Genomic DNA, 24068 nt, shown 5'->3' with positions numbered 1-24068 from the left:
GGAAAAAATCCCTGGATAGTCAAAAATGATAGCTGTCAGCGCTTGATGGATAAGCGCTGGGAGCCAAAATGGCTAAAAATTTTCAGGCGAACATGCTCAGAAGCAGGCCCACACCTGGTCGGCCAGCATCACCATGAAATCCGGCGCCGTGTACAGGCCGAACACCAGCAGGCAGGCCAGCGCCGCCAGCGTGCCCCATGCCCAGGCTTTCCACGACTTGCCGCGCGCAGCGGCGTCGGCAGGTTGTTGGGGGGCGGCGGCGTGGGGAGTCATGGTGGCGGTGGCGGGGGTCAGGCCGGCTGGGGGGCCGGGCGCTGGATGGGGCTTTCCTTGACGGGCAGGTTCACCAGCCCGGCAAACACGCCCAGGGCAATGGCGATGTACCAGACGATATCGTAGTTGCCCGTGGCGTCATACAGGAAGCCGCCCAGCCACACGCCCAAAAAGCTGCCGATCTGGTGGCTGAAGAACACAAAGCCGCCGAGCATCGACAGGTGCTGCACGCCGAAAATTTGTGCAATGGTGGCGTTGGTGGGCGGAATGGTGGACAGCCACAGCGTGCCCATCACCGCCGAGAACACGTACACCGACAGCGGCGACAGCGGCACGACGAGGAACACGGTGATGGCCGCCGCACGCGCAAAGTAGATGAACGCCAGGATGAAGCGCTTGGGCATGCGCTGGCCCAGCGTGCCCGCCACGTAGGTGCCCAGCACATTGAACAGCCCGATCAGCGCCAGCGCATAGCTGGCCACCTGGGGCGACAGCCCGTGGTCCTTGAGGTAGCTGGGCATGTGCACGCCGATGAACACCACCTGGAAGCCGCACACGAAGTAGCCCGCCATCAGCAGGTTGAAGCTGGGGTAGCGGAAGGCTTCGCCCAGGGCCTGCGTGATGGTCTGTTCGCGCCGTGCCGGTGACGCGCCCTGGAAGCCGGGCTCGCGCAGCCCGAAGGCCAGCGGCACGATCAGCAGCACCGCCATCGACAGTGCCAGCAGCGCCTGCTGCCAGCCCAGGCCCGCGATGAGCCAGCCTTCCACCGGCACCATGAGGAACTGGCCGAACGAGCCCGCCGCGGCCGCCACGCCCATGGCCCACGAGCGCTTCTCGGGCGCAATCTGCCGCCCCAGCACGCCATAGATCACGGCATAGGTGGTGCCGGCCTGCGCGGCGCCGATCAGCACACCCGCTGTCAGTGCAAACAGCGTGGGCGTGGGCGACAGCGCCATGCCGACCAGCCCCAGCGCATAGAGCACCGCGCCGCCGATGAGCACGCGGAACGCGCCGAACCGGTCGGCCACCATGCCGGCAAAGATGCCGATCAGCCCCCAGGACAGGTTCTGGATGGCGATGGCCAGCGCAAACGACTGGCGGCCCCAGCCCATTTCCTGGGTGATGGGCAGCAGCCACAGGCCAAAGCCGTGGCGAATGCCCATGGACAGCGTGACGATGGCCGCGCCGCACGCGAGCACCTGGAACATGGACAGTTTGGGCGTATTGATATGCATGCGCAGGAATGTAGCCAGTTTGCGTGCAACGCGCAGGCACAGTGGCCAATGAACGTGACCCGTACAGTGGGCTTGCATGCGGGCTTGCAAGCAGGCTGCAACCTGGGTATTTATCCAGCTGTGTGCCACGTGCCGCACTACAATCCGCGCCCATGGCAGTCAAACCCGCTTCCGCATCCACCGAATATTCCGAGGGCTCGATCCGTGTGCTCAAGGGCCTGGAGCCCGTCAAGCAGCGCCCGGGCATGTACACCCGCACCGACAACCCGCTGCACATCATCCAGGAAGTGCTGGACAACGCGGCCGATGAAGCGCTGGCCGGGTTCGGCAAGAAGATCAAGGTCACGCTGCACGCCGACGGCTCGGTGAGCGTGGAGGACGACGGGCGCGGCATACCCTTCGGCATGCACCCCGAGGAAAACGCACCCGTGATCGAGCTGGTGTTCACCCGCCTGCATGCGGGCGGCAAGTTCGACAAGGGCAAGGGCGGCGCGTACAGCTTCTCGGGCGGCCTGCACGGCGTGGGCGTGTCGGTCACCAACGCCCTGGCCACCCGGCTGGAGGCCACCAGCCACCGCGAGGGCAAGGTCGCCCGTTTGGTGTTTTCGGCCGGTGACGTGGTCGAGCCCCTGGCGGCGCGCGCGCTGGAGGCCGGCGAGCGCAAGCAGGGCACCACGGTGCGTGTGTGGCCCGATGCCAAGTATTTCGAGTCGAGCGCGCTGCCCATGGGCGAACTCACCCACCTGCTGCGCAGCAAGGCGGTGCTGATGCCGGGCGTGTCGGTGTCGCTGGTCAACGAAAAGACGCGCGACACCCAGACCTGGCAGTACAAGGGCGGCCTGCGCGACTACCTGATGCAGACCCTGAGCGCCGACCCGGTCATCCCGCTGTTCGAGGGCGAAGGCTATGCCGACCGCCACAACGAGAGTTTTGCCGAAGGCGAAGGCGCCGCCTGGTGCGTGGCCTTCACCGAAGACGGCCAGCCCATGCGCGAGAGCTATGTCAACCTGATCCCCACCAGCGCCGGCGGCACCCACGAAAGCGGCCTGCGCGACGGCCTGTTCAACGCCGTCAAGAGCTTCATCGAGCTGCACAGCCTGCTGCCCAAGGGCGTCAAGCTGCTGCCCGAAGACGTGTTTGCCCGTGCCAGCTATGTCCTCTCAGCCAAGGTGCTCGACCCGCAATTCCAGGGCCAGATCAAGGAGCGGCTGAACTCGCGCGATGCGGTGCGTCTGGTCAGCGGCTTCGTGCGACCCACGCTCGAACTGTGGCTCAACCAGCATGTGGACTACGGCAAGAAGCTGGCCGAGCTGGCCATCAAGGCCGCGCAGACGCGCCAGAAGGCCGGCCAGAAGGTGGAAAAGCGCAAGGGCTCGGGCGTGGCCGTGCTGCCCGGCAAGCTCACCGACTGCGAAAGCCGCGACCTGTCGCACAACGAGGTGTTCCTGGTCGAGGGCGACTCGGCCGGCGGCAGCGCCAAGATGGGCCGCGACAAGGAAAGCCAGGCCATCCTGCCGCTGCGCGGCAAGGTGCTCAACACCTGGGAGGTGGAGCGCGACCGCCTGTTTGCCAACAACGAGATCCACGACATTTCCGTGGCCATCGGCGTGGACCCGCATGGGCCGAATGACACGCCCGACCTCTCGGGTCTGCGCTACGGCAAGGTCTGCATCCTCTCAGACGCGGATGTGGACGGCTCGCACATCCAGGTGCTGCTGCTCACGCTGTTCTTCCGGCACTTTCCCAAACTCATCGAGGCCGGCCACATCTACGTGGCGCGCCCGCCGCTGTTCCGGGTGGACGTGCCGGCGCGCGGCAAGAAGCCGGCGGCCAAGCTGTATGCGCTGGACGATGGCGAGCTCACCGCCATTCTCGACAAGGCCGAAAAGGACGGCGTGGCGCGCGAGAAGTGCCAGATCAGCCGCTTCAAGGGCCTGGGCGAGATGAACGCCGAGCAACTGTGGGAAACCACGCTCAACCCCGACACCCGCCGCCTGCTGCCGGTGCAACTGGGCGACCTCGACTTCGCCGCCACCGAGGGCCTGATCACCAAGCTGATGGGCAAGGGCGAGGCCGCCGCCCGGCGCGAGCTGATGGAGTTGCACGGGGATGCGGTCGAGATCGACATCTGAGCGGCCGGGTCTCTGATTGTTTATGCATAAAATTGCCGCCTACCGATTGATGGGTATAGGTTTGCTGCTATGTTTTTTGCAACAATCTGCCCGCGCGGACCTGTGGGCGTTTGTGGACGCACGCGGGGTGACGCATTTCGCGGCCGAGCAGGTGGATGCGCGCTACCAGCTGTTCTTTCGGGGCAGCCAGTTCGACTCGGCCCGTGACGCGCCGGCCCCCGCGCAGCCCATGCCCTATGCGCTGCCGGCCGACGGCGCGCGGCTGCTGGCGTTTTTTGAGATCGCGCCGGACTACAAGCGCGTCAAGCACCACCTGCGCGCGGCGGCCGCCAAGCACGAAGTGGACTATGAACTGCTGCAGGCCGTGATCGCCGCCGAGTCCGGCTTTGACTCCACCGCCGTGTCGCCCAAAGGCGCCGTGGGGCTGATGCAGGTCATGCCCGCCACCGCCAGCCGCTTTGGCGTGCGCGCGGATGCCAAGCGCACGGTGGAGCAGAAGCTGGCCGACCCGGCCGTGAACGTGCCCACGGGCACGCGCTACCTGCGCCACCTGATTGACCTGTTTCCTGAGCGCCTGGACCTGGCGCTGGCCGCGTACAACGCGGGCGAAGGCGCGGTGCAGCGGGCGGGCAACCAGATCCCGGCTTTCAAGGAAACCCAGAACTATGTGCGCACGGTGATGGGCCTGTATGCCCAGCTCAAGCCGCCAGAGCCCGTGCGCACCCAGCGCGCCGTCACCGGCCGGGTGCGCATGGAGCTATCGGGCGGCGCCGCGCGGCGCGGCAACCTGCCGCCCGGCACCGCAGCGCCAGCCACCTCCGGCGCGCCCTTGGCGCGACCCCCAGAATCTGCTGTACCCCACGAATGAGCGACCAACCCACTCTTGACTTCACCGCAGCCGGCGACGACGGCGGCGACTCCCTGGACCTGGCGGGCTACGCCCAGCGGGCCTACCTTGAATATGCGCTGTCGGTCGTCAAGGGCCGTGCGCTGCCCGATGTGTGCGACGGCCTCAAGCCCGTGCAGCGGCGCATTCTGTACTCGATGGACCGCATGGGCCTGGGCTACAGCGGCCCCACGCGCAACACGGCGGCCAAGCCCGTCAAGAGCGCGCGCGTGGTGGGTGACGTGCTCGGCCGCTTCCACCCCCACGGCGACCAGTCGGCCTACGACGCGCTGGTGCGCATGGCGCAGGACTTCGCCCAGCGCTACCCGCTCATCGACGGCCAGGGCAACTTCGGCAGCCGCGACGGCGACGGCGCTGCGGCCATGCGCTACACCGAGGCGCGCCTGTCGCGCATCACCAGCCTGCTGCTCGACGAGATCGACGAAGGCACGGTCGATTTCATGCCCAACTACGACGGCAGCACGCAGGAGCCGCGCCAGCTGCCCGCCCGCCTGCCGTTCGCGCTGCTCAATGGCGCCAGCGGCATCGCCGTGGGCCTGGCCACCGAGATTCCCAGCCACAACCTGCGCGAGGTGGCCGACGCCTGCATCGCGCTCATCAAGATGCCGTCGCTGAGCCAGGACGAGCTGCTGGCCATCGTGCCCGGGCCCGACTACCCCGGCGGCGGCCAGATCATCAGCAGTGCCAGTGACATTGCCGACGCCTACCGCACCGGCCGGGGCAGCCTGAAGGTGCGCGCGCGCTGGAAGATCGAGGAGCTGGCGCGCGGCCAGTGGCAGCTGGTGGTCAATGAACTGCCGCCCGGCGTGAGTTCGCAGCGCGTGCTCGAAGAGATCGAAGAGATCACCAACCCCAAGGTCAAGACCGGCAAGAAGGCGCTGACGCAAGACCAGACGCAGCTCAAAGCCAGCATGCTGGCCGTGCTGGACGTGGTGCGCGACGAGTCCAGCAAAGACGCCCCCGTGCGCCTGGTGTTCGAGCCCAAGACGGGCAAGACCCCGCAGCAGGAGCTGATCACCGCGCTGCTGGCGCACACCAGCCTGGAAACCTCGGCGCCCATCAACCTGACCATGGTGGGCCTGGACGGCAAGCCCGTGCAGAAGTCGCTGCGCCAGATGCTGGAAGAGTGGATCGCCTTCCGCCAGACCACCATCACGCGGCGCAGCCAGCACCGCCTGAACAAGGTGCTGGAGCGCATCCACATCCTCGAAGGGCGGCAGATCGTGCTGCTGAACATCGACGAGGTGATCGCCATCATCCGCAGCAGCGACGAGCCCAAGGCCGCGCTGATCGCGCGCTTCAACCTGAGCGACCGGCAGGCCGAGGACATTCTCGAAATCCGCCTGCGCCAGCTCGCGCGGCTGGAAGCCATCAAGATCGAGCAGGAGCTGAAAGAGCTGCGCGAAAGCCAGGGCAAGCTCGAAGACATCCTGAACAACCCGAGCGCCCTGCGCCGCACCATGGTGAAAGAGATCGAGGCGGACGCCAAGACCTTTGCCGATGCGCGCCGCACCCTGATCCAGGCTGAAAAGAAGGCCGTGGCCGAAGTGAAGGTCGTCGACGAGCCCGTGACGGTGGTCGTCTCGCAAAAGGGCTGGGTGCGCGCCCGCACCGGCCACGGGCACGATGCCGCGAGTTTTGCCTTCAAGGCCGGCGACGGGCTGTATGGCACCTTTGAGTGCCGCACGGTCGACACCCTGCTGGCCTTTGGCAGCAACGGCCGCGTGTACTCGGTGGGCGTGTCGCTGCTGCCGGGGGCGCGCGGCGACGGCCAGCCCATGACCACGCTGATCGAGCTGGAAACCGGCACCCAGCTGCTGCATTACTTTGCGGGCCCCGCCAACGCCACCTTGCTGCTCGCAGGGTCCGGGGGCTACGGCTTTCTGGCGGCGGTGGAGAACATGGTGTCGCGCCAGAAGGGCGGCAAGGCCTTCATCACCCTGGGCGATGGCGAGACGGTGTGCGTGCCTTCGCACGCCGCAGGCACCACGGGCAGCAAGCCCCTGCTGCCCGCCACGCACGTCGCCTGCGCGTCCACGGGCGGGCGCATCCTCACGTTCGAGATCACCGAGCTGAAAACCATGGCCAACGGCGGCCGGGGGCTGATGCTGATCGACCTGGAGGACAAGGACACGCTGGCGGGCGCGGCCGCCTACACGCGCAGCATCCGGCTGGACGGCGTCGGCCGGGGCGGCAAGCCGCGCGACGAGACGCTGGAGATCCGCAGCCTGAACAACGCCCGGGCCGCGCGCGGCCGCAAGGGCAAGGCGGCCGACCTGGGCTTCAAGCCCCAGGCGGTGACGCGCGTCGAGTAGGCGGCAGGCCACCCCGGGGGGGCGGGCATGGCACGGCATGCTGGGGTACACCCTCATGCAACCGGCGCCGGTTTGTGCAATCGTGAAGAGGTTCTTGCAGGCACAACACGGAAGGAGACACGACCATGCTCAACCGACTTCGGATGGCCCACAAACTCTGGGCGGCGGTGATTCTGATCGTGGCCATGCTGGTGGCGGTGGTGGGCTTTGCGGCCTATCGCTCGGCCAAGGTGCAGGCGCAGGCGGATGCCGTCACCAAGGAGATGACCGCGCGCGTGCAGGCGGCGCTGCGCTGGTCGGGCCTCACCGAAACCAATGCCGCACGCACGCAGGCGCTCATCGTCAGCAACGACCCGGCGGTGGAGGCTGAGTTCAAGGACGTGATCGCCGCCACTTCGGCCCAGATCAGCGAGGTGCAGAAGACGCTGGAAGCCATGGCGCTGACCGACGCCGGCAAGGCGCAGATGGCCAAGATCGCCGCCGCGCGCAAGACCATGATCGACCTGCGCGGCGAGGCGCGCAAGCTCAAGAGCGACGGCCAGCAGGACCAGGCCGTGACGCTGATCAACCAGAAATACAACCCGTCGGTGGCGGCCTACCTCACTGCGCTGCGCGAGTTCGTCGCCCAGCAGCAGCAGCACGCCGAAGACACGCAAAAGGAGCTGGCCGCCGAGCGCATGCTCACCGTCAAGATCGCCGCCGTGGCCGTGGGCTTGCTGCTGCTGGCGATCATCGTGGGCGCCTACTACCTCATCGGCAGCATCCAGCGTCCCCTGGTCCAGGCCCACGGTCTGGCCGAGCGCATCGCCGGGGGCGACCTGACCGCGCAGGAGTCCGTCACGCGCGGCGATGAGTTTGGCGACCTGCTGCGCTCGCTCTACACCATGAGCAATGCGCTCGGCCGCATGGTGCACCAGGTGCGCCAGAGCACGGACAGCATCGCCATCGCCAGCGCCGAGATCGCCACCGGCAACCATGACCTGTCGGCGCGCACCGAGCAGACATCGAGCAACCTGCAGGAGACGGCGGCCGCCATGGAGCAGTTCACCAGCACCATCCAGCAAAGCGCGGGCAGCGCCCAGCAGGCCAGCACGCTGGCGGCGGGCGCCACCGGGGTGGCGCGCCGGGGCGGCGAGGTGGTGACCCAGGTGGTGGCCACCATGGAAGACATCAACCACAGCAGCAAGAAGATCTCCGACATCATCGGCACCATCGACGGCATCGCGTTCCAGACCAACATCCTCGCGCTGAACGCGGCGGTGGAGGCCGCCCGCGCGGGTGAGCAGGGGCGGGGTTTTGCCGTGGTGGCCAGCGAGGTGCGCAGCCTCGCGCAGCGCAGCGCCGACGCCGCCAAGGAGATCAAGACGCTCATCGGCGCCAGCGTCGAAAAGGTGGAGACCGGCTCGCGCCTGGTGTCCGACGCGGGCACGACGATGACGGACATCGTCCAGTCGGTGCAGAAGGTGACGGACATGATCGGCGAGATCACTGCCGCGTCGTCCGAGCAGAGCCAGGGCATCTCGCAGGTCAACCAGGCCATCGGCAACCTGGACCAGATGACGCAGCAGAACGCGGCCCTGGTGGAAGAAAGCGCCGCCGCCGCCCAGAGCCTGCGCGAGCAGGCCGATCAGCTGGCGCAGGTGGTGTCGATGTTCAAGGTCAGCGCCGCCAGCTACGGACCTGCACAGGCCGCCATTGGCGCGGCACGCGCTACTTCATCGGCGCAGAAGCCGGCGGCGCCGCCCGCCAGCAAACCCCACGCGGCCGGAGCGGCGCCCCGCATCGGCGGCGCCACCGCCAGCGCCGGGTCCACCAGCGCCGGGACTGCCAGGAAGACGGCTGCGGCGGCATCGCCCGCTGCCGGCGCCTCTCGCCCGGCAGCGGCGGCGCAGGGGGCGGAGGATGACTGGGAGAGCTTCTGACGGGCCCGGCAGATCTTTGGCCGCCGAGAAGATAGTCGCTACGCATGCGGCCGTCATGCGGCGCTGCGCAGCGCCTCAGAGGCTCATCCCAGTTCTGCGATCAGCTCGATCTCCACGCACGCACCCATCGGGATCTGGGCCACGCCGAAGGCGCTGCGGGCGTGCACGCCCTTGTCGCCAAACACCTGGCCCAGCAGCTCGCTGGCGCCATTGGTCACCAGGTGCTGCTCGGTGAAGTCGCCGGTGGAGTTGACGAGGCTCATCACCTTCACGATGCGCTTGACCCGGTTCAGGTCGCCGCCGCACGCGGCCTGCAGGGTGCCCATGAGGTCGATCGCCACGGCGCGCGCGGCGGCCTTGCCTTCCTCGGTGCCGATGTCGCGGCCGAACTGCGCAGCCCAGGGCTTGCCGTCCTTGCGGGCGATGTGCCCCGAGAGGAACACGAGGTTGCCGGTCTGCACGAAAGGCACGTACGCCGCGGCAGGCACGGACACGGGGGGCAGGGTGATGTTCAGTTCGGTCAGCTTGTCGTAAACGCTCATGGTCGTCCTCGGTGGGTGGAGAAGAAGATGAAGGGGTGGATGGGGCGCTGCCTGCGGCGGCCCTGTCTTTTGTGCGCACCGCAGCGCAGGCCCCCGGCCCGGCCCGGCCCGCCAGCATGCCCTGCACGCCGGAGCACCGTAGCCGGGAGGTCGGTGCGAGTGTTACACAGGCCGGGGCTGCCCGTGCCGCCGGGCGAACGGGCGCGCCGCATTAGCATCAGCCCATGCTTGCCATAAGTGCCCCTAATGAGCGCGGTCGCTGACAACGCCGGCCCCGGCGCGGCGGCCGTGCTGCCTGCCTCGGCAGGGCCAGGCGTGCTGCCGGCAGCCAGCGCCGGGGCCTGGCTGCTGCCGGCCCTGCTGCTCGGCCTGGTGGCGGGCGCGGCAGCGCAGTTGCAGCAACCGGTACTGTGGCCTACCGCCGGGTATGGCGCCCTGCTGGCGGTGGGCCTGGCGGGCATTGCGCTGGCGCTGTGGTGGGCGCGCCGCCGTCGCCCCGCAGCGCGTTGGATGGCGTGGGGGCTGGCCATGCTGGCGGCCGCGCTGGCCATGGGGGCGGTGTGCGGGCTGCGGGCCGCCGGCCATCACGGCGATGCACTGAACCCCGCGCTGGAAGGGCGTGACCTGCGGGTGAAGGGCGTGATTGCCGCCATGCCGCAGGCCAACGAGGCGGGCACGCGGCTGCGGCTGCGCGTGCTGCATGCGCGCCTTTCGCAAGGCGCTGCGGTGCAACTGCCGCCCCTGATCGAAGTCGCCTGGTACGGCGGTGCGTTCCGCGATGCGGCGGGGGCGGCCGACCTGCATCTCAAGCCGCCCGCGCTGCGCGCGGGCGAGCACTGGGAGATGACGGTGCGCCTGAAGGCCCCTCACGGGCTGCGCAACCCGCATGGCTTTGACTTCGAACTGTGGATGTGGGAGCAGGGTGTGCAGGCCACGGGCTATGTGCGTACCGGCGCCAGGGATGAAGCACCGGTTCGCCTCGCAGCCACCTGGGAGCACCCTGTGGAGCAGGCGCGCCAGACGGTGCGCGACGCCATTCGCGAGCGCCTGGCCCGGGGCGACAGCGAGGCCGCCGACCCGGCGCGTGCGCGCATCGCCGGTGTGGTGGCAGCGCTGGTCACGGGCGACCAGCGCGCCATCGACCGGGCCGACTGGGACGTGTTTCGCGCCACCGGCGTAGCCCACCTCATGGCGATTTCGGGGCTGCACATCACGCTGTTCGCGTGGCTGGCGGCGCTGGTGGTGGGCGCGCTGTGGCGGCGCTCGGTGCGGCTGTGCCTGGCCGTTCCTGCGCCATCGGCGGCCCTGCTGGCGGGCGTGGCGCTGGCGGCGGCCTATGCCGTGTTCAGCGGGTGGGGCGTGCCGGCGCAGCGCACGGTCATCATGCTGGCCGTGGTGGGCGTGCTGCGGCTGAGCGGGCGGCAATGGCCCTGGCCGCAGGTGTGGCTGCTGGCCTGCGCCGCCGTGGTGGTGGCCGACCCCTGGGCGCTGGTGCAGGCGGGGTTCTGGCTGAGCTTTGTGGCGGTGGGTGTGCTGTTTGCTACCAATCCGATAGCTGAAAGGCATTTATCAGTAAGCGCTGGGGCCCGATTTTATGCATTGTTGAGAGAGCAGTGGGTGGTGACGCTGGCACTCACGCCGCTGGGTTTGCTGCTGTTCGGGCAGATCTCGGTGGTGGGGTTTGCGGCCAATCTGGTGGCGATTCCGTGGGTGACCCTGGTGGTCACGCCGCTCGCGCTGGGCGGCGTGCTGTGGGCCCCGCTGTGGGACGGCGCGGCCCTGGCGCTGCAGCCGCTGTCGGCCCTGCTGCAGTGGCTGGCGCAGTGGCCCTGGGCCGTGGTGTTTCTGCCTGCCGCGCCCCTGTGGGCCGGGATCTCGGCAGTGGCCGGCGGGGCGCTGCTGGCCATGCGCCTGCCCTGGCGCGTGCGCCTGCTGGCCTTGCCGCTGCTGTGGCCGCTGTTTGCCTGGCAGCCCGCCCGGCCCGCCGAGGGCCAGTTCGAGTTGCTCGCGGCAGACATCGGGCAGGGCAATGCGGTGCTGGTGCGCACGGCCCGCCACACGCTGCTGTATGACGCCGGCCCGCGCTTCAGCCGCGAAAGCGACGCCGGCCATCGCGTGCTGGTGCCCCTGCTGCGCGCCCTGGGTGAGCGCCTGGACCTGCTGGTGCTCAGCCACCGCGATGCCGACCACACGGGCGGCGCGGCTGCCGTGCTGGCCCAGCAGCCCCAGGCCCAGGTGCTGGGTTCCATCGAGGCCGAAAACAGCCTGCAGCGGCTGCGGCCCATCCGGCCCTGCGTGGCCGGGCAGCGGTGGGACTGGGACGGGGTGCGCTTTGAAGTGCTGCACCCCCGGCCCGGGGATGAGGATCCGGTGGCGCGGGGTGCGCGCTCGCCCGGGCCTCCCCTGCCGCCACGGCCCAATGCGCTGAGCTGCGTGCTGCGCGTGCAGGCCGCGCCCGCGCCCGCCGCCCCTGTCGGTGCCGTGGCGCTGCTGGCCGGCGACATCGAGGCCGCGCAGGAGCAGGCGCTGCTGGCGCGGGGCGCGGCCGTGCGCGCCGACCTGCTGCTGGTGCCGCACCATGGCAGCAAGACCTCGTCGTCCGACGCGTTTCTGGACGCCGTGCAGCCCGGCACGGCTTTGGTGCAGGCAGGCTACCGCAACCGCTTTGGCCACCCCGCACCCGAAGTGGCCCAGCGCTACCGGCACAGGGGCGTGCGGCTGGTGGAGTCGTCGCGCTGCGGCGCCGCCCGCTGGTCGTCTGCCGTGCCCGCCAAATGGGCCTGCGAGCGCGATGCAGGCCAGCGGTATTGGCACCACGCCGTGCCTCCTCCGGCAGACGACTGAACGGGCCGGCCGGATGCCGCGTGGCCGCACTGCCGGCCCTGTTTTCACCCGCGTGGGCGCGCAACTTGCTATTCTGTGAACAGGAGGCCCGGTCATGCAGAAATTTGACGAGATGTACGCCATGCTGCCTTTTGACGGCAGCGATGTGCGGGAACACTACAAGCGCTATGCGCAGTGGTTGAGCAAACAGCCCCCTGATGTGATGCAGGCCCGAAGGGCCGAAGCCGAGATGATCTTCCGGCGCGTGGGCATCACCTTCGCCGTCTATGGCGCCAAGGACGAAGGCGGCGCCGGCAACGAACGGCTCATTCCGTTCGACCTGATCCCGCGCATCATTCCGGCCCATGAGTGGAGCAGCATGCAGCAGGGGCTGGTGCAGCGGGTCACGGCGCTCAACCGGTTCATCCACGATGTCTACCACGGCCAGGACATCATCCGCGCGGGCATCGTCCCGTCCGACCTGATCCTGAACAACGCCCAATACCGGCCCGAGATGGCCGGGCTGCAGGTGCCGCAGAACATCTACGCGCACATCGCCGGCATCGACATCGTGCGCGCCCCCGACGCCCAGGGCAACGGCGAGTACTACGTGCTGGAGGACAACCTGCGCGTGCCCAGCGGCGTGAGCTACATGCTGGAAAACCGCAAGATGATGATGCGGCTCTTCCCCGAGCTGTTCAGCCAGCACCGGGTGGCGCCTGTGGCGCACTACCCCGACCTGCTGCTCGAAACCCTGCGCGCCAGCGCCCCCGCCGCGGCCGACGACCCCACCGTGGTGGTGCTCACGCCCGGCATGCACAACAGCGCATATTTCGAGCACGCCTTCCTGGCCCAGCAGATGGGCGTGGAGCTGGTCGAGGGCCAGGACCTGGTGGTGAAGGACAACTTCGTCTACATGCGCACCACGCGGGGCCTGCAGCGCGTGGACGTGATCTACCGCCGCGTGGACGACGATTTTCTGGATCCGCAGGTGTTCCGCAGCAACTCCACCTTGGGCTGCTACGGGCTGATGGAGGCCTACCGCGCCGGCAACATCGGCATCTGCAACGCCGTGGGCACCGGTGTGGCCGACGACAAGTCGGTCTACCCGTATGTGCCGGAGATGATCCGCTTCTACCTGGGCGAGGAGCCCATCCTCAAGAACGTGCCCACCTGGATGTGCCGCAAGCCCGCCGACCTGCAGCACGTGCTGGCCAACCTCAAGGACCTGGTGGTGAAGGAGGTGCACGGCGCCGGCGGCTACGGCATGCTGATCGGGCCGGCCGCCACGCAGGCCGAGATCGAAGACTTCCGCCGCGCGCTCATCGCCAACCCTGCGGGCTACATCGCCCAGCCCACGCTCAGCCTGTCGAGCTGCCCGACCTATGTGGACAGCGGCATCGCACCGCGCCACATCGACCTGCGCCCCTTCGTGCTGAGCGGGCGCGAGGTGCAGATGGTGGCCGGCGGCCTGACCCGCGTGGCGCTGCAGGAGGGGTCGCTGGTCGTCAACTCGTCGCAGGGCGGGGGCACCAAGGACACCTGGGTGCTGGGCGAAGGCATGGGCGCGGCGCAGACCGCTTCTGCCGCCACGGGGCGCATGACGCAGTCCATGGGTGGCATGACACAAACACTGGGAGGGTTCTGAGATGCTGAGCCGCACCGCCGACCATCTGTTCTGGATGTCCCGTTACACCGAAAGGGCGGAGAACACCGCCCGCATGCTCAATGTGAGCTACGAGACATCGCTGCTGCCGCAGTCTGCCGACGCGGCCCTGAAGGGCTGGGAAGGCCTGCTGTCCATCAGCGAGCTGATTCCCGCCTACACCGCCAAGCACGGCGACGTCACGCCCGCCAAGGTGCTGGAATTCATGGTGCGCGATGGCACCAATCCCTCGTCCATCGTGTCGTGCCTGCGGGCCGCACGCGAGAATGCGCGTGCCGTGCGCGGCGCGCTGACCACCGAGGTGTGGGAGACGCAGAACCAGACGTGGCTGGAGCTGCACCGCCAGCTGCATGGTGACGCCTTCGAGCGCGACCCCGGCCAGTTCTTCGAATGGGTGAAATACCGCTCGCACCTGTCGCGCGGCGTGGTGCTGGGCACCATGCTTCAGGACGAGGCGTTCCACTTCCTGCGCATGGGCACGTTTCTGGAGCGCGCTGACAACACCGCGCGCCTGCTGGACGTGAAGTTCCACGCCGTGAAGAACGACTTCTTCGGCCGTGCCAACGAGCGCAACCAGGAAAGCGACTTCTACCACTGGAGCGCCATCCTGCGCAGCGTCTCCGCGTTCGAGGTGTACCGCAAGGTCTACCGCGACGTGATCACCCCCGGCCGCGTGGCCAACCTGCTCATCCTGCGCCGCGACATGCCCCGCTCGCTGCATGCCTGCATGCGCGAGGTGGTGGACAACCTCGCGGTGCTGGCCAACGGCCAGTCGGCAGAAACCAGCCGCCGCGCCGGGCGCCTGCTGGCCGACCTGCAGTACGGCAGCATCGACGAGATCCTGGCCACCGGGCTGCACGCCTTCCTCACGCAGTTTTTGGACCGCGTGAACGACCTGGGCGGCGGCATCAGCCGCGACTTCCTGGTGGTGGCGGGAGACTGACCTCGGGGCGCGGCCCGGCTTGGCCGGGCCGCGCGCCCGATTGATGCGGCGCGGAAGGCGCTGCGCCCTGAAAAATTTAGATAAGAAGTGCCTTCAGCGCTTGATGGATAAGCGCTGATAGCTCTTTATTTGATAGCAATCGAGGCGAAAGAGGGTCAGGGCCGTCGCGCGGCCCGCTGCTGCTCGCGCAGCATGAAGAGGTACAGGCTCTCCACCTTGTCGCGCGCCCAGGGCGTCTTGCGCAGGAATTTCAGGCTGGACCCCACGCTGGGGTCGATCTGAAAGCAGCGAATCGGAATCTGCCGCCCGAGTTCGTCCCAGCCAAAGTAGTCTGCCAGCCCCACCACCATGGCTTCCAGCGTCACGCCGTGCAGCGGGTTGCGGGGCTGGGCAGGCTTGCTGGCCGGTGGGGCGGGGGGCGGGGTCTCTGGGGTGCTCATGGCGCAGAGCATACAGAGGCAGTTGGCAAAACCGCCAGCGGCCACTCAGGGGGCGCGCTGCAACTCGCGCTGGAACAGCTCGGCCGCCCAGTCCACAAAGGCGCGCACCTTGGCGCTCAGGTGCCGGTTGGGCGGGTACACCACGTAGATGGGCAGCAGCGGCTGGGTCCAATCGGGCAGCAGCTGCACCAGCGCGCCGCTTTTCAGGTGCCGCTCGGCCTGCCAGCTGGTGATCTGCCCGATGCCCAGGCCCGCCAGGATGGAGGTCGTGTACGCATTGCTCTCGTTCACGCTCAGCTGGTAGGGGCCGGTGATGTCGATGGATTCCGCACCCTGGCGGAACTCCAGCGGATAGTGCCGCCCGGTCTGGGGCGAAAAGTAGATCACGCTGGTGTGCTGCTCCTCGATCTGCAGCGGGTGGGTGGGCGTGCCCTTGCGCGCGAGGTAGTCGGGCGAGGCCACGGTGATGAACTCCAGGTTGCCGATGCGCCGCGCCACCAGCGACTGGTCGCTCAGCTCGCCACCGCGTATCACGCAGTCCACGTTGTCACCGATCAGGTCCACCACGCGGTCGCTCACGCCCAGGTCCACCTGGATGTCCGGGTATTTCGTATGGAACTCCGACAGGTGCGGAATGATGAGCAGCTGCGCCACCGAGGTGCCCACGTCGATGCGCAGCCGCCCGCGCGGGTTGGCACGCGCGTTGGTCATGCTGGCCTCGATGTCGTCAAGGTCGGTCAGCAGCCGCACGGTGCGGTCGTAGTAGGCGGCGCCGTCGGGCGTCACCGTCACGCGGCGCGTGGTGCGGTTGAGCAGCCGCACGCGCAGGCGCTCCTCCAGCGCCTGCACATGCTTGGTGACGGTGGCCTTGGGCAGGTTCAGCGAATCTGCGGCCCGGGTGAACGTGCCGGCCTCCACCACCCGCACGAATATGCGCATGGCCTGAATCTGGTCCATGGCTTCTCCTTGAATCTGGAACTGCTATCCACAACTGCAGCACCCCCCAGTGGGTGCTGAGGAATTCTCACACGCGCACCACGGATGGATTGTTGAGCTTTTGGAAACAGTGCGGTGGTGTTTGGCCGGTTTATCTCGCGGAGGCAAGCCACTACATTTCAACCATTCTCAATTCAATGGGTACATGCCATGCAGCCCGACCGCCCGTCCTCGCCAGCCTTGCCATCGCCGCCGCCAACGCCTGCCGCCACCGCTTCCACGAGCGCTGTCAGCGGCAAGGGCGGTGCGCCCGCCACCTGCACCGATTCCACCATTGAGGTGGCCAAGGGGCACGACGTGGCCGTGCGCATGTATGGCCGCAAGAAGGCGGGCCAGGCATCGCCGGTGGTGGTGCATTTCCATGGCGGGGCGTTCACGTCCGGCGACCTGGACAACGGCTGCACCGTGGCCACCCTGCTGCAGGAGGCGGGCGCCGTGGTGGTGTCGGTGGCCTACCCGCTCACGCCCTTCCCGCAGCCGGTGGAGACGGGCTACGACGTGCTCAAGTGGGTGCATCGCAATCGGACCAAGCTGGGCGGGCAGGGCGCGTTGGTGTACCTGGCGGGCGAAGAGGCCGGAGGCAACCTGGCCGCCGCCGTGGCCGTGGTGACACGCGACCAGTCCCACCCGCCGCTGGCCGGGCAGATCCTGCTGTCGCCCATGCTCGACCCCTGCGTGGGCACGGCGTCGCTGCGCGAGGCCACCGGCAACGCCATGGGCTGCAAGTGGACGGAAGGCTGGCGCAATTTTCTGCGCTGCCCGCGCGATGCCGAGCACCCCTATGCGGTGCCCGCGGGCGCGCAGCGCCTGGCCGGCCTGCCGCCCACGCTGATCATGGTGGGCGATACCGACCCCATGCACGATGAGGCGCTGGCCTATGCCGCACGGCTGGAATCTGCGGGCCTGACCGTCACGCGCCACGTGTTTTCCAAGGCGCCGCAGTGGCCCGATGCCCTGCTGCAGACCGGCCAGCACGAATGCCCCTGTGCCGCAAGCGCCATCGAGCAGATCCGCCTGTTCTTCGAGGCCACGCGAAGCCCGGTGCCTTCCTGAACGGCGCGGGCCGAAAAAAGGTGTTGACCTCAACCTGACTTGAGGTTCGATACTCCGGCCCGCGCTCTCCCGCGCGCTCTCGCTTCCCCCTTTGACCGCCGAATTTCTGGCTGCCGGTGCCGGAGGGGAGAGGCTTTGCCCAAAAAACATGCGCCCCGCCCGGGCGCAGCCTTGAACACCAACGAACCGGAGGAAAACACCATGCCCCTCGCGCCCTTGCCGCCCATCTGCCGCCACCCACGCCCGAGCGCCTGTCACAGCAGCCGGTGCTGCGCCGTCTGTTGACTTGAACGCCTGGCCGCGTTCACCCGCATTCAGCCGCATCCAGCCCCGATTTAAACCACGCACCCCGTTCCCGCATCCACGTCCCGCCAACGCATCGGCTGCCACAAGCAGCCCCAACGACTGAAACGAAAGCCATGAACTTCCACCGCTTTTCCACTCCCCGGCCGCTGGGCCTTGCCACCCTCGCCACGGCCGTCACGGCGGCTGTGGCCGCCGCCATCCTCGTGTTCCAGGCGCCACTGGCGCAGGCCGACGGCGGGCCCGCCGAGCCGCCGCCCATGCCCGTGTCGGTGGCTGCCGTCCTGCAAAAGAACATTGCGCTGTGGGATGAGTTCTCCGGCCGGCTGGAAGCCGTGCAGCGCGTGGACGTGCGCCCCCGCGTGCCCGGCGCGGTGCAGGCCGTGCATTTCCGCGAAGGCTCGCTGGTCAGGCAGGGCGACCTGCTGTTCACGGTGGACCCGGCCCCCTACGCCGCCGAGGTGGACCGCGCCGACGCCCAGGTGGTGGCCGCGCAGGCCCGCCTGTCGTTCGCGCGCAGCGAACTGGAGCGTGCCACGCGCCTGCTGGAAGACAGGGCCATCGCCCAGCGCGAGCACGACGAGCGCCAGAACGCCCAGCGCGAGGCCGACGCCAACCTGCGTGCCGCCCAGGCCGCACTGCAGGCCGCGAAGCTGAACCTCGGCTACACCCAGGTGCGCGCACCCATCGCGGGCCGCGTGGGACGCATCGAGGTCACCGTGGGCAACCTGGTGGGCTCGGGTGCCGGTGCGCCGGTGTTGACCACGCTGGTGTCGGTCAGCCCCATCTACGCCAGCTTCGACACCGACGAGCAGATCGTGGTGAAGGCGCTGCACGACCTGCAAAGCGGCGCCAGGGGCCAGAGCGCGCGCCAGCTCATCGAACGCATTCCCGTGCAGATGGGCACCGGCACCACCGGGGGCACGCCCCACACGGGCCGCCTGCAGCTCATCGACAACCAGGTGGATGCCCGAAGCGGCACGGTGCGCGTGCGCGCCGTGTTCGACAACGAGGACGGCGCCCTCATCCCCGGCCAGTTCGCCCGCGTCCGCATGGGCCAGGCGCGCGAAAACCAGGCGCTGCTCATCAACGAGCGCGCCGTGGGCACCGACCAGAACAAGAAGTTTGTGATGGTGGTGGGCGAGGGCAACAAGGCCGAGTACCGCGAAGTGACGCTGGGTGCGCCCATCGACGGGTTGCGCATGGTCACTTCGGGCCTGAAGGCTGGCGAAACCATCGTGGTCAATGGCCTGCAGCGCGTGCGCCCCGGCGCCGTGGTGGCGCCCCAATCCGTCCCGATGACCGCCAAGGCCGAACTGGCGAGCGACCCGAAGGAAGCCAAGGCCGCCGCGAAATCGCCTGCGGCTTGAGCGCGGCGGAACCCAGGAATTTGCATCCATGAACTTCTCCCGCTTTTTCATCGACCGCCCCATCTTCGCCGGGGTGCTGTCGGTGCTCATCTTCCTCGGGGGGCTGATCGCACTGCGCGGCCTGCCCATCTCCGAATACCCCGAAGTCGCGCCGCCGTCCGTGGTGGTGCGCGCGCAGTACCCGGGCGCCAACCCCAAGGTGATTGCCGAGACCGTGGCCACGCCGCTCGAGGAATCCATCAACGGCGTGGAAGGCATGCTCTACATGGGCAGCCAGGCCACCACCGATGGCGTGATGACGCTCACGGTGACGTTTGCCCTGGGCACCGACCCCGACAAGGCCCAGCAGCTGGTGCAAAACCGCGTCTCGCAGGCCGAGCCGCGCCTGCCCGAGGAAGTGCGCCGACTGGGCGTGACCACCGTCAAGAGCGCGCCGGACCTGACCATGGTGGTGCACCTGGTCTCGCCCAACAACCGCTACGACATCGACTACCTGCGCAACTACGCCGTGCTCAACGTCAAGGACCGCCTCGCGCGCATCCAGGGCGTGGGCCAGGTGCAGATCTTCGGCGGTGGCGACTATTCCATGCGCGTGTGGCTCGACCCGCAAAAGGTCGCGCAGCGCGGCCTCTCGGCCAGCGACGTGGTGGCCGCCATCCGTGGCCAGAACGTGCAGGCTGCGGCCGGCGTGGTGGGCGCATCGCCCGGCCTGCCGGGGGTGGACCTGCAGCTGTCCATCAACGCGCAGGGCCGTTTGCAGACCGAGGAAGAGTTCGGCGACATCATCGTCAAGACCGGCTCGGATGGCGCCATCACGCGCCTGCGCGACATCGCCCGCCTGGAGCTGGGTGCGGCCGACTACTCGCTGCGCTCACTGCTCAACAACGACCCCGCGGTGGGCATGGGCGTGTTCCAGGCGCCGGGCTCCAACGCGCTCGACATCTCGTCCAACGTGCGCGCCACCATGGCCGAGCTGCAGAAGAACATGCCCGAGGGCGTGGAATTCCGCATCGCCTACGACCCCACGCAGTTCGTGCGTGCGTCCATCGAGTCCGTCATCCACACGCTGCTGGAGGCCATTGCCCTGGTGGTGATCGTCGTCATCCTGTTCCTGCAGACCTGGCGCGCGTCCATCATCCCGCTGCTGGCCGTGCCGGTGTCGGTGGTGGGCACGTTTGCGGTGCTGCACCTGCTGGGCTTTTCGATCAATGCCCTGAGCCTGTTCGGTCTGGTGCTGGCCATCGGCATCGTGGTGGACGACGCCATCGTGGTGGTGGAGAACGTGGAGCGCAACATCGAGGCCGGCCTGACCCCGCGCGAGGCCACCTACCGCGCCATGCGCGAGGTGAGCGGCCCCATCATTGCGATTGCGCTGGTGCTCACGGCCGTGTTCGTGCCGCTGGCTTTCATCAGCGGGCTCACGGGCCAGTTCTACCGGCAGTTTGCAGTGACCATTGCGATCTCCACCGTGATCTCGGCGATCAACTCGCTGACCTTGTCGCCCGCGCTGTCGGCGCTGTTGCTCCGGGGCCACCACGAGCCCAAGGATGCGCTCACGCGCGGCATGGACAAGGTGTTTGGCGGTGTGTTCCGCGGCTTCAACCGCCTGTTCCATCGCGGCTCCGAGGCCTACAGCGGCGGCGTCAAGCGTGTCATCGGCCGCAAGGCGCTGATGCTGGCCATCTACCTGGCGCTGGTGGGCGTGACCTGGGGCCTGTTCAAGGCCGTGCCCGGCGGCTTCGTGCCCGCGCAGGACAAGCAGTACCTGATCGGGTTTGCCCAGCTGCCCGACGGCGCCACGCTGGACCGCACCGACGACGTGATTCGCCGCATGGGCGAGATCATGAAGCAGAACCCGAACGTCGAAGACGCGATTGCCTTCCCGGGCCTGTCGATCAACGGCTTTACCAACAGCTCCAACGCCGGCATCGTGTTCGCCACCCTCAAGCCCTTTGCCGAGCGCAAGCGCGCCGACCAGAGCGGCGGCGCGGTGGCGGGCCAGCTGAACCAAGCGTTCGGCAGCATCCAGGACGCGTTCATCGCCATGTTCCCTCCGCCCCCGGTGGCGGGCCTGGGCACCACGGGCGGCTTCAAGCTGCAGATCGAAGACCGCGCCTCGCTGGGCTACGAAGCCATGGACAACGCCGTGAAGGCCTTCATGGGCAAGGCCTACCAGACGCCGGAGCTGGCGGGGTTGTTCACCAGCTGGCAGGTCAACGTGCCGCAGCTGTACGCCAACATCGACCGCACCAAGGCGCGCCAGCTGGGCGTGCCCGTGACGGACATCTTCGACACGCTGCAGATCTACCTGGGCAGCCTGTACGCCAACGACTTCAACCAGTTCGGCCGCACCTACAGCGTGCGTGTGCAGGCCGATGCAGCCTACCGGGCACGGGCCGAAGATGTGGGCCTGCTCAAGGTGCGCTCCAGCACCGGCGAGATGGTGCCGCTGTCGGCGCTGATGAAGATGGAGCCCAGCTTTGGCCCCGAGCGTGCCATGCGCTACAACGGCTACCTGGCGGCGGACGTGAACGGTGGCCCCGCACCCGGTTATTCGTCCGGCCAGGCCCAGGCGGCCATCGAGCGCATCGCCAAGGAGACGCTGCCCCAGGGCATCAGCTTTGAATGGACCGAGCTGACCTACCAGGAGATCCTGGCCGGCAACTCCGCCGTGCTGGTGTTCCCGCTGGCCATCCTGCTGGTGTTCCTGGTGCTGGCCGCGCAGTACGAAAGCCTGACGCTGCCCATCGCCATCATCCTGATCGTGCCCATGGGCATCCTGGCCGCGATGACGGGCGTGTGGCTCACCAAAGGCGACAACAACGTGTTCACGCAGATCGGGCTCATCGTGCTGGTGGGGCTGTCGGCCAAGAACGCGATCCTGATCGTGGAGTTTGCGCGCGAGCTGGAGTTTGCGGGCCGCACGCCGGTGCAGGCCGCCATCGAGGCCAGCCGCCTGCGGCTGCGCCCCATCCTGATGACCTCGCTGGCCTTTGTGATGGGCGTGCTGCCCCTGGTGCTGTCCACCGGCGCAGGTGCCGAAATGCGCAGCGCCATGGGCGTGGCGGTGTTCGCCGGGATGATCGGGGTGACGGCCTTTGGCCTGTTCCTCACGCCCGTGTTCTATGTGGTGCTGCGCAGGCTGGCGGGCAACCGGCCGTTGGTTGAGCACGGCGCGCATGTGGCGCCCATCTCGCACCCGCCGCACGGCGGCGGCACGGCCCAGCCCGTGCTGGCCGCGCCGCGCAAGGAACACGAATGAGGGTGGGTGCTCGACGCCGCTTGCTTTGATTCCTTCTTTCCATGCCCCCGCCCCGCACAGCCGGGCGGGCCGGAGACCTGACATGACCGACCTCTTGATGAACACCACAACCCTTGAACCCGATGCGCAGGCCAGGCGGCCCGCGCGACGGCGCAGCCTGCTCGCGCCCCTGGCCGCCGCCCTGGTGCTGGCTGGCTGCATGACCCAGCCCGTGGTGCCCGCGCCGCACGCCGGCGTGCCCGTGCCCGCCCGCTTTGCAGCCGGTGGCAGTGCGCTGCCGCTGCCCGCCGCCCCCTGGACGGTGGCACCACCGGCCGAAGCCCAGCCGCGCGGCGAGTGGTGGCTGGGCTTTCAGGACGCGGTGCTGGCCGACCTGGTGCAGCGCGCGGGCACGGCCAACACCGGCATCCAGCAGGCGGCCGCACGCCTGGCCGAAGCGCGCACGCTGCTGCGCTCGGCCGACGCCGCGCGCTCGGTGCAGGTGGGCGCCTCGGCCGGCGTATCGCGCCAGGCCGGAGCGGCCACCACCGGCAGCGCGGCCCCGGCCACGCTGGGCACGGCGGGGCTCAGCGCCTCTTACGAGCTGGACCTGTTCGGCCGCCTGGCCCAAACCAGCGATGCCGCGCGCCTGGACGCCGATGCCCGCGAAGCCCTGCTGCAAAGCACCCGCCTGATGGTGCAGGCCGACGTGGCGCAAACCTATCTGCAGCTGCGCGCCGTGCAGGCCGAGCAGGTGCTGGTGCAGGAAAGCCTGGCCGCCTACCAGGACACCCTGCGCCTCACCCAGCGCCGCCTGCAGGCCGGCGACGTGGCCGAGCTGGACGTGGCGCGCGTGCAGACCGAAGTGGCTGCCACCGAGTCCGACGCGCTGGCCCTGCAGCGGCAGCAGGCCGTGCTGACCCATGCGCTGGCCGTGCTGGTGGGCGAGGTCGCCACCACCTTTGTGCTGCCACCGGCTGCAGGCGACGCCGCGCTGCCCGTGATCCCGCCCGGCGTGCCCGGCACGGTGCTGGCGCGCCGCCCGGATGTGTCGGCCGCGCAAACGGCGGTGCTGGCCGCGCAGGCCCGCGTGGGCGTGGCGCAAAAGGCCTGGTTCCCGGCGGTCACGCTCACCGGCAGCGCGGGCCAGGCATCGCCCGAGCTGGGTGACCTGTTCAAGTGGTCCGCTCGCGCCTGGGGTGTGAGTGCGTTGCTGTCCCTGCCGATCTTTGACGGCGGCCAGCGCGACGCCCAGATCGAAGGCGCCAAGGCCCGCCTGGAGGCCGCGCTGGCGGACCACCGCGGCCAGGTGCTGAATGCCTTCCGCGACGTGGAAGATCAGCTGACCTCGCTGCGCCTGCTGTCCGGCCAAGCCGAGGCACAGGCCCGCGCGGTGACGGCCGCGCGCCGCGCCACGCAGCTGTCGGATGTGCGGTATCGCAACGGGCTCGTCAGCCAGCTCGAACTGCTGGACGCGCGCCGCAGCGAGTTGCGCAACCGGCGGCAGGCGCTGCAGGTGCAGACGGCGCAGTACCTGGCGACGGTGGGGCTGATCCGCGCGCTGGGAGGCGGGTGGGGGGAGGGTGAGGTGCGGGTGGCGGGCGGGAATTTTTGATGAAAATGACTCCAGCGCTTATCCAATAAGCGCTTTTAGCTATTGATTTGATAGTTGTTAGAGTGCGGAAAATCGCGACCACCCGCTCGGGCTGAGCTTGTCGAAGCAGGTGCGCCACCCCGTCCGTTCGGGCTGAGCTTGTCGAAGCAGGTGCGCCACCCCGTCCGTTCGGGCTGAGCGTGTCGAAGCCGGAGCGCCACCCCGCCCGTTCGGGCTGAGTGTGTCGAAGCCGCGGCGCCACCCCCATCCGTTCAGGCTGAGCTTGTCGAAGCCAGTACACGATCCCCAAGAC

The 24068-nt window shown here is 68.6% G+C and carries 16 protein-coding genes; 11 read left to right on the top strand and 5 right to left on the bottom strand.

All coding sequences use genetic code 11. The features are described 5' to 3' along the window. Positions 1-96: 96 nt before the first annotated feature. Complete coding sequence (locus ACOQFS_RS08965; protein ID WP_421562547.1) at positions 97-273, bottom strand: hypothetical protein; 177 nt, start codon at positions 271-273, stop codon at positions 97-99. A 17-nt stretch (positions 274-290) separates the two neighbouring features. Continuing rightward, positions 291-1508: an MFS transporter gene (locus ACOQFS_RS08960; RefSeq protein WP_421562546.1), complete on the bottom strand. Its 1218-nt coding sequence runs from the start codon at positions 1506-1508 to the stop codon at positions 291-293. Positions 1509-1660: 152 nt separating this feature from the next. Here ACOQFS_RS08960 and ACOQFS_RS08955 point away from each other — a divergent pair, with 152 nt between their 5' ends. The 4 genes from ACOQFS_RS08955 (at position 1661) to ACOQFS_RS08940 (ending at position 8784) form a co-directional block, all read left to right on the top strand. Next, positions 1661-3640 carry a DNA topoisomerase IV subunit B gene (locus ACOQFS_RS08955; protein ID WP_421562545.1) on the top strand — a complete coding sequence of 660 codons (1980 nt, stop codon included), beginning with the start codon at positions 1661-1663 and terminating at the stop codon, positions 3638-3640. A 22-nt stretch (positions 3641-3662) separates the two neighbouring features. Then, entirely contained in the window at positions 3663-4508 is an 846-nt protein-coding gene (locus ACOQFS_RS08950; RefSeq protein ID WP_421562544.1) for a lytic transglycosylase domain-containing protein, read from the top strand. Beyond that, positions 4505-6862 carry a DNA topoisomerase IV subunit A gene (gene parC / locus ACOQFS_RS08945; RefSeq protein ID WP_421562543.1) on the top strand — a complete coding sequence of 786 codons (2358 nt, stop codon included), beginning with the start codon at positions 4505-4507 and terminating at the stop codon, positions 6860-6862. The genes ACOQFS_RS08950 and parC overlap by 4 nt, the downstream gene beginning before the upstream one ends. Before the next feature lie 125 nt (positions 6863-6987). Further along, a complete protein-coding gene (locus ACOQFS_RS08940; protein WP_421562542.1) occupies positions 6988-8784 on the top strand; it encodes a methyl-accepting chemotaxis protein in 1797 nt (598 codons plus the stop codon). An 83-nt stretch (positions 8785-8867) separates the two neighbouring features. On the opposite strand, the gene ACOQFS_RS08935 is transcribed toward ACOQFS_RS08940, so the two are convergent. Further along, on the bottom strand, positions 8868-9326 hold the full coding sequence (locus ACOQFS_RS08935) for a RidA family protein (protein ID WP_421562541.1): 459 nt from the start codon (positions 9324-9326) through the stop codon (positions 8868-8870). A gap of 246 nt (positions 9327-9572) precedes the next feature. On the opposite strand from ACOQFS_RS08935, the gene ACOQFS_RS08930 reads away from it, so the two are divergent. From ACOQFS_RS08930 to ACOQFS_RS08920, 3 genes are all read left to right on the top strand, one after another. Next, complete coding sequence (locus ACOQFS_RS08930) at positions 9573-12170, top strand: DNA internalization-related competence protein ComEC/Rec2 (RefSeq protein WP_421562540.1); 2598 nt, start codon at positions 9573-9575, stop codon at positions 12168-12170. 94 nt (positions 12171-12264) lie between these two features. After that, on the top strand, positions 12265-13797 hold the full coding sequence (locus ACOQFS_RS08925; RefSeq protein WP_421562539.1) for a circularly permuted type 2 ATP-grasp protein: 1533 nt from the start codon (positions 12265-12267) through the stop codon (positions 13795-13797). Position 13798: 1 nt separating this feature from the next. Next, positions 13799-14758, top strand: a complete 960-nt coding sequence (locus tag ACOQFS_RS08920; protein WP_421562538.1) for an alpha-E domain-containing protein — start codon at positions 13799-13801, stop codon at positions 14756-14758. 155 nt (positions 14759-14913) lie between these two features. On the opposite strand, the gene ACOQFS_RS08915 is transcribed toward ACOQFS_RS08920, so the two are convergent. Continuing rightward, positions 14914-15198 (bottom strand): VF530 family DNA-binding protein, encoded by a 285-nt coding sequence (locus ACOQFS_RS08915; RefSeq protein ID WP_421562537.1) that lies wholly within the window; start codon positions 15196-15198, stop codon positions 14914-14916. Between the two features lie 45 nt (positions 15199-15243). Continuing rightward, the gene (locus tag ACOQFS_RS08910; RefSeq protein WP_421562536.1) at positions 15244-16155 is read right to left on the bottom strand and encodes a LysR family transcriptional regulator; all 912 of its coding nucleotides are present in this window, start codon (positions 16153-16155) and stop codon (positions 15244-15246) included. Positions 16156-16344: 189 nt separating this feature from the next. Here ACOQFS_RS08910 and ACOQFS_RS08905 point away from each other — a divergent pair, with 189 nt between their 5' ends. The 4 genes from ACOQFS_RS08905 (at position 16345) to ACOQFS_RS08890 (ending at position 23776) form a co-directional block, all read left to right on the top strand. After that, positions 16345-17247 carry an alpha/beta hydrolase gene (locus ACOQFS_RS08905; protein WP_421562535.1) on the top strand — a complete coding sequence of 301 codons (903 nt, stop codon included), beginning with the start codon at positions 16345-16347 and terminating at the stop codon, positions 17245-17247. A gap of 419 nt (positions 17248-17666) precedes the next feature. Further along, positions 17667-18920: an efflux RND transporter periplasmic adaptor subunit gene (locus ACOQFS_RS08900; protein ID WP_421562534.1), complete on the top strand. Its 1254-nt coding sequence runs from the start codon at positions 17667-17669 to the stop codon at positions 18918-18920. A 28-nt stretch (positions 18921-18948) separates the two neighbouring features. Beyond that, complete coding sequence (locus ACOQFS_RS08895) at positions 18949-22182, top strand: efflux RND transporter permease subunit (protein WP_421562533.1); 3234 nt, start codon at positions 18949-18951, stop codon at positions 22180-22182. A 97-nt stretch (positions 22183-22279) separates the two neighbouring features. Beyond that, on the top strand, positions 22280-23776 hold the full coding sequence (locus tag ACOQFS_RS08890) for an efflux transporter outer membrane subunit (RefSeq protein ID WP_421562548.1): 1497 nt from the start codon (positions 22280-22282) through the stop codon (positions 23774-23776). The last annotated feature ends 292 nt before the right edge of the window (positions 23777-24068 follow it).

Origin of the sequence: Paracidovorax sp. MALMAid1276 (genome assembly GCF_049198005.1) — a bacterium.
Taxonomy (GTDB): domain Bacteria; phylum Pseudomonadota; class Gammaproteobacteria; order Burkholderiales; family Burkholderiaceae_C; genus Acidovorax.
The sequence above is the reverse complement of the archived record's forward strand: the minus strand, read 5'-3'. Positions and strand labels throughout refer to the sequence as shown.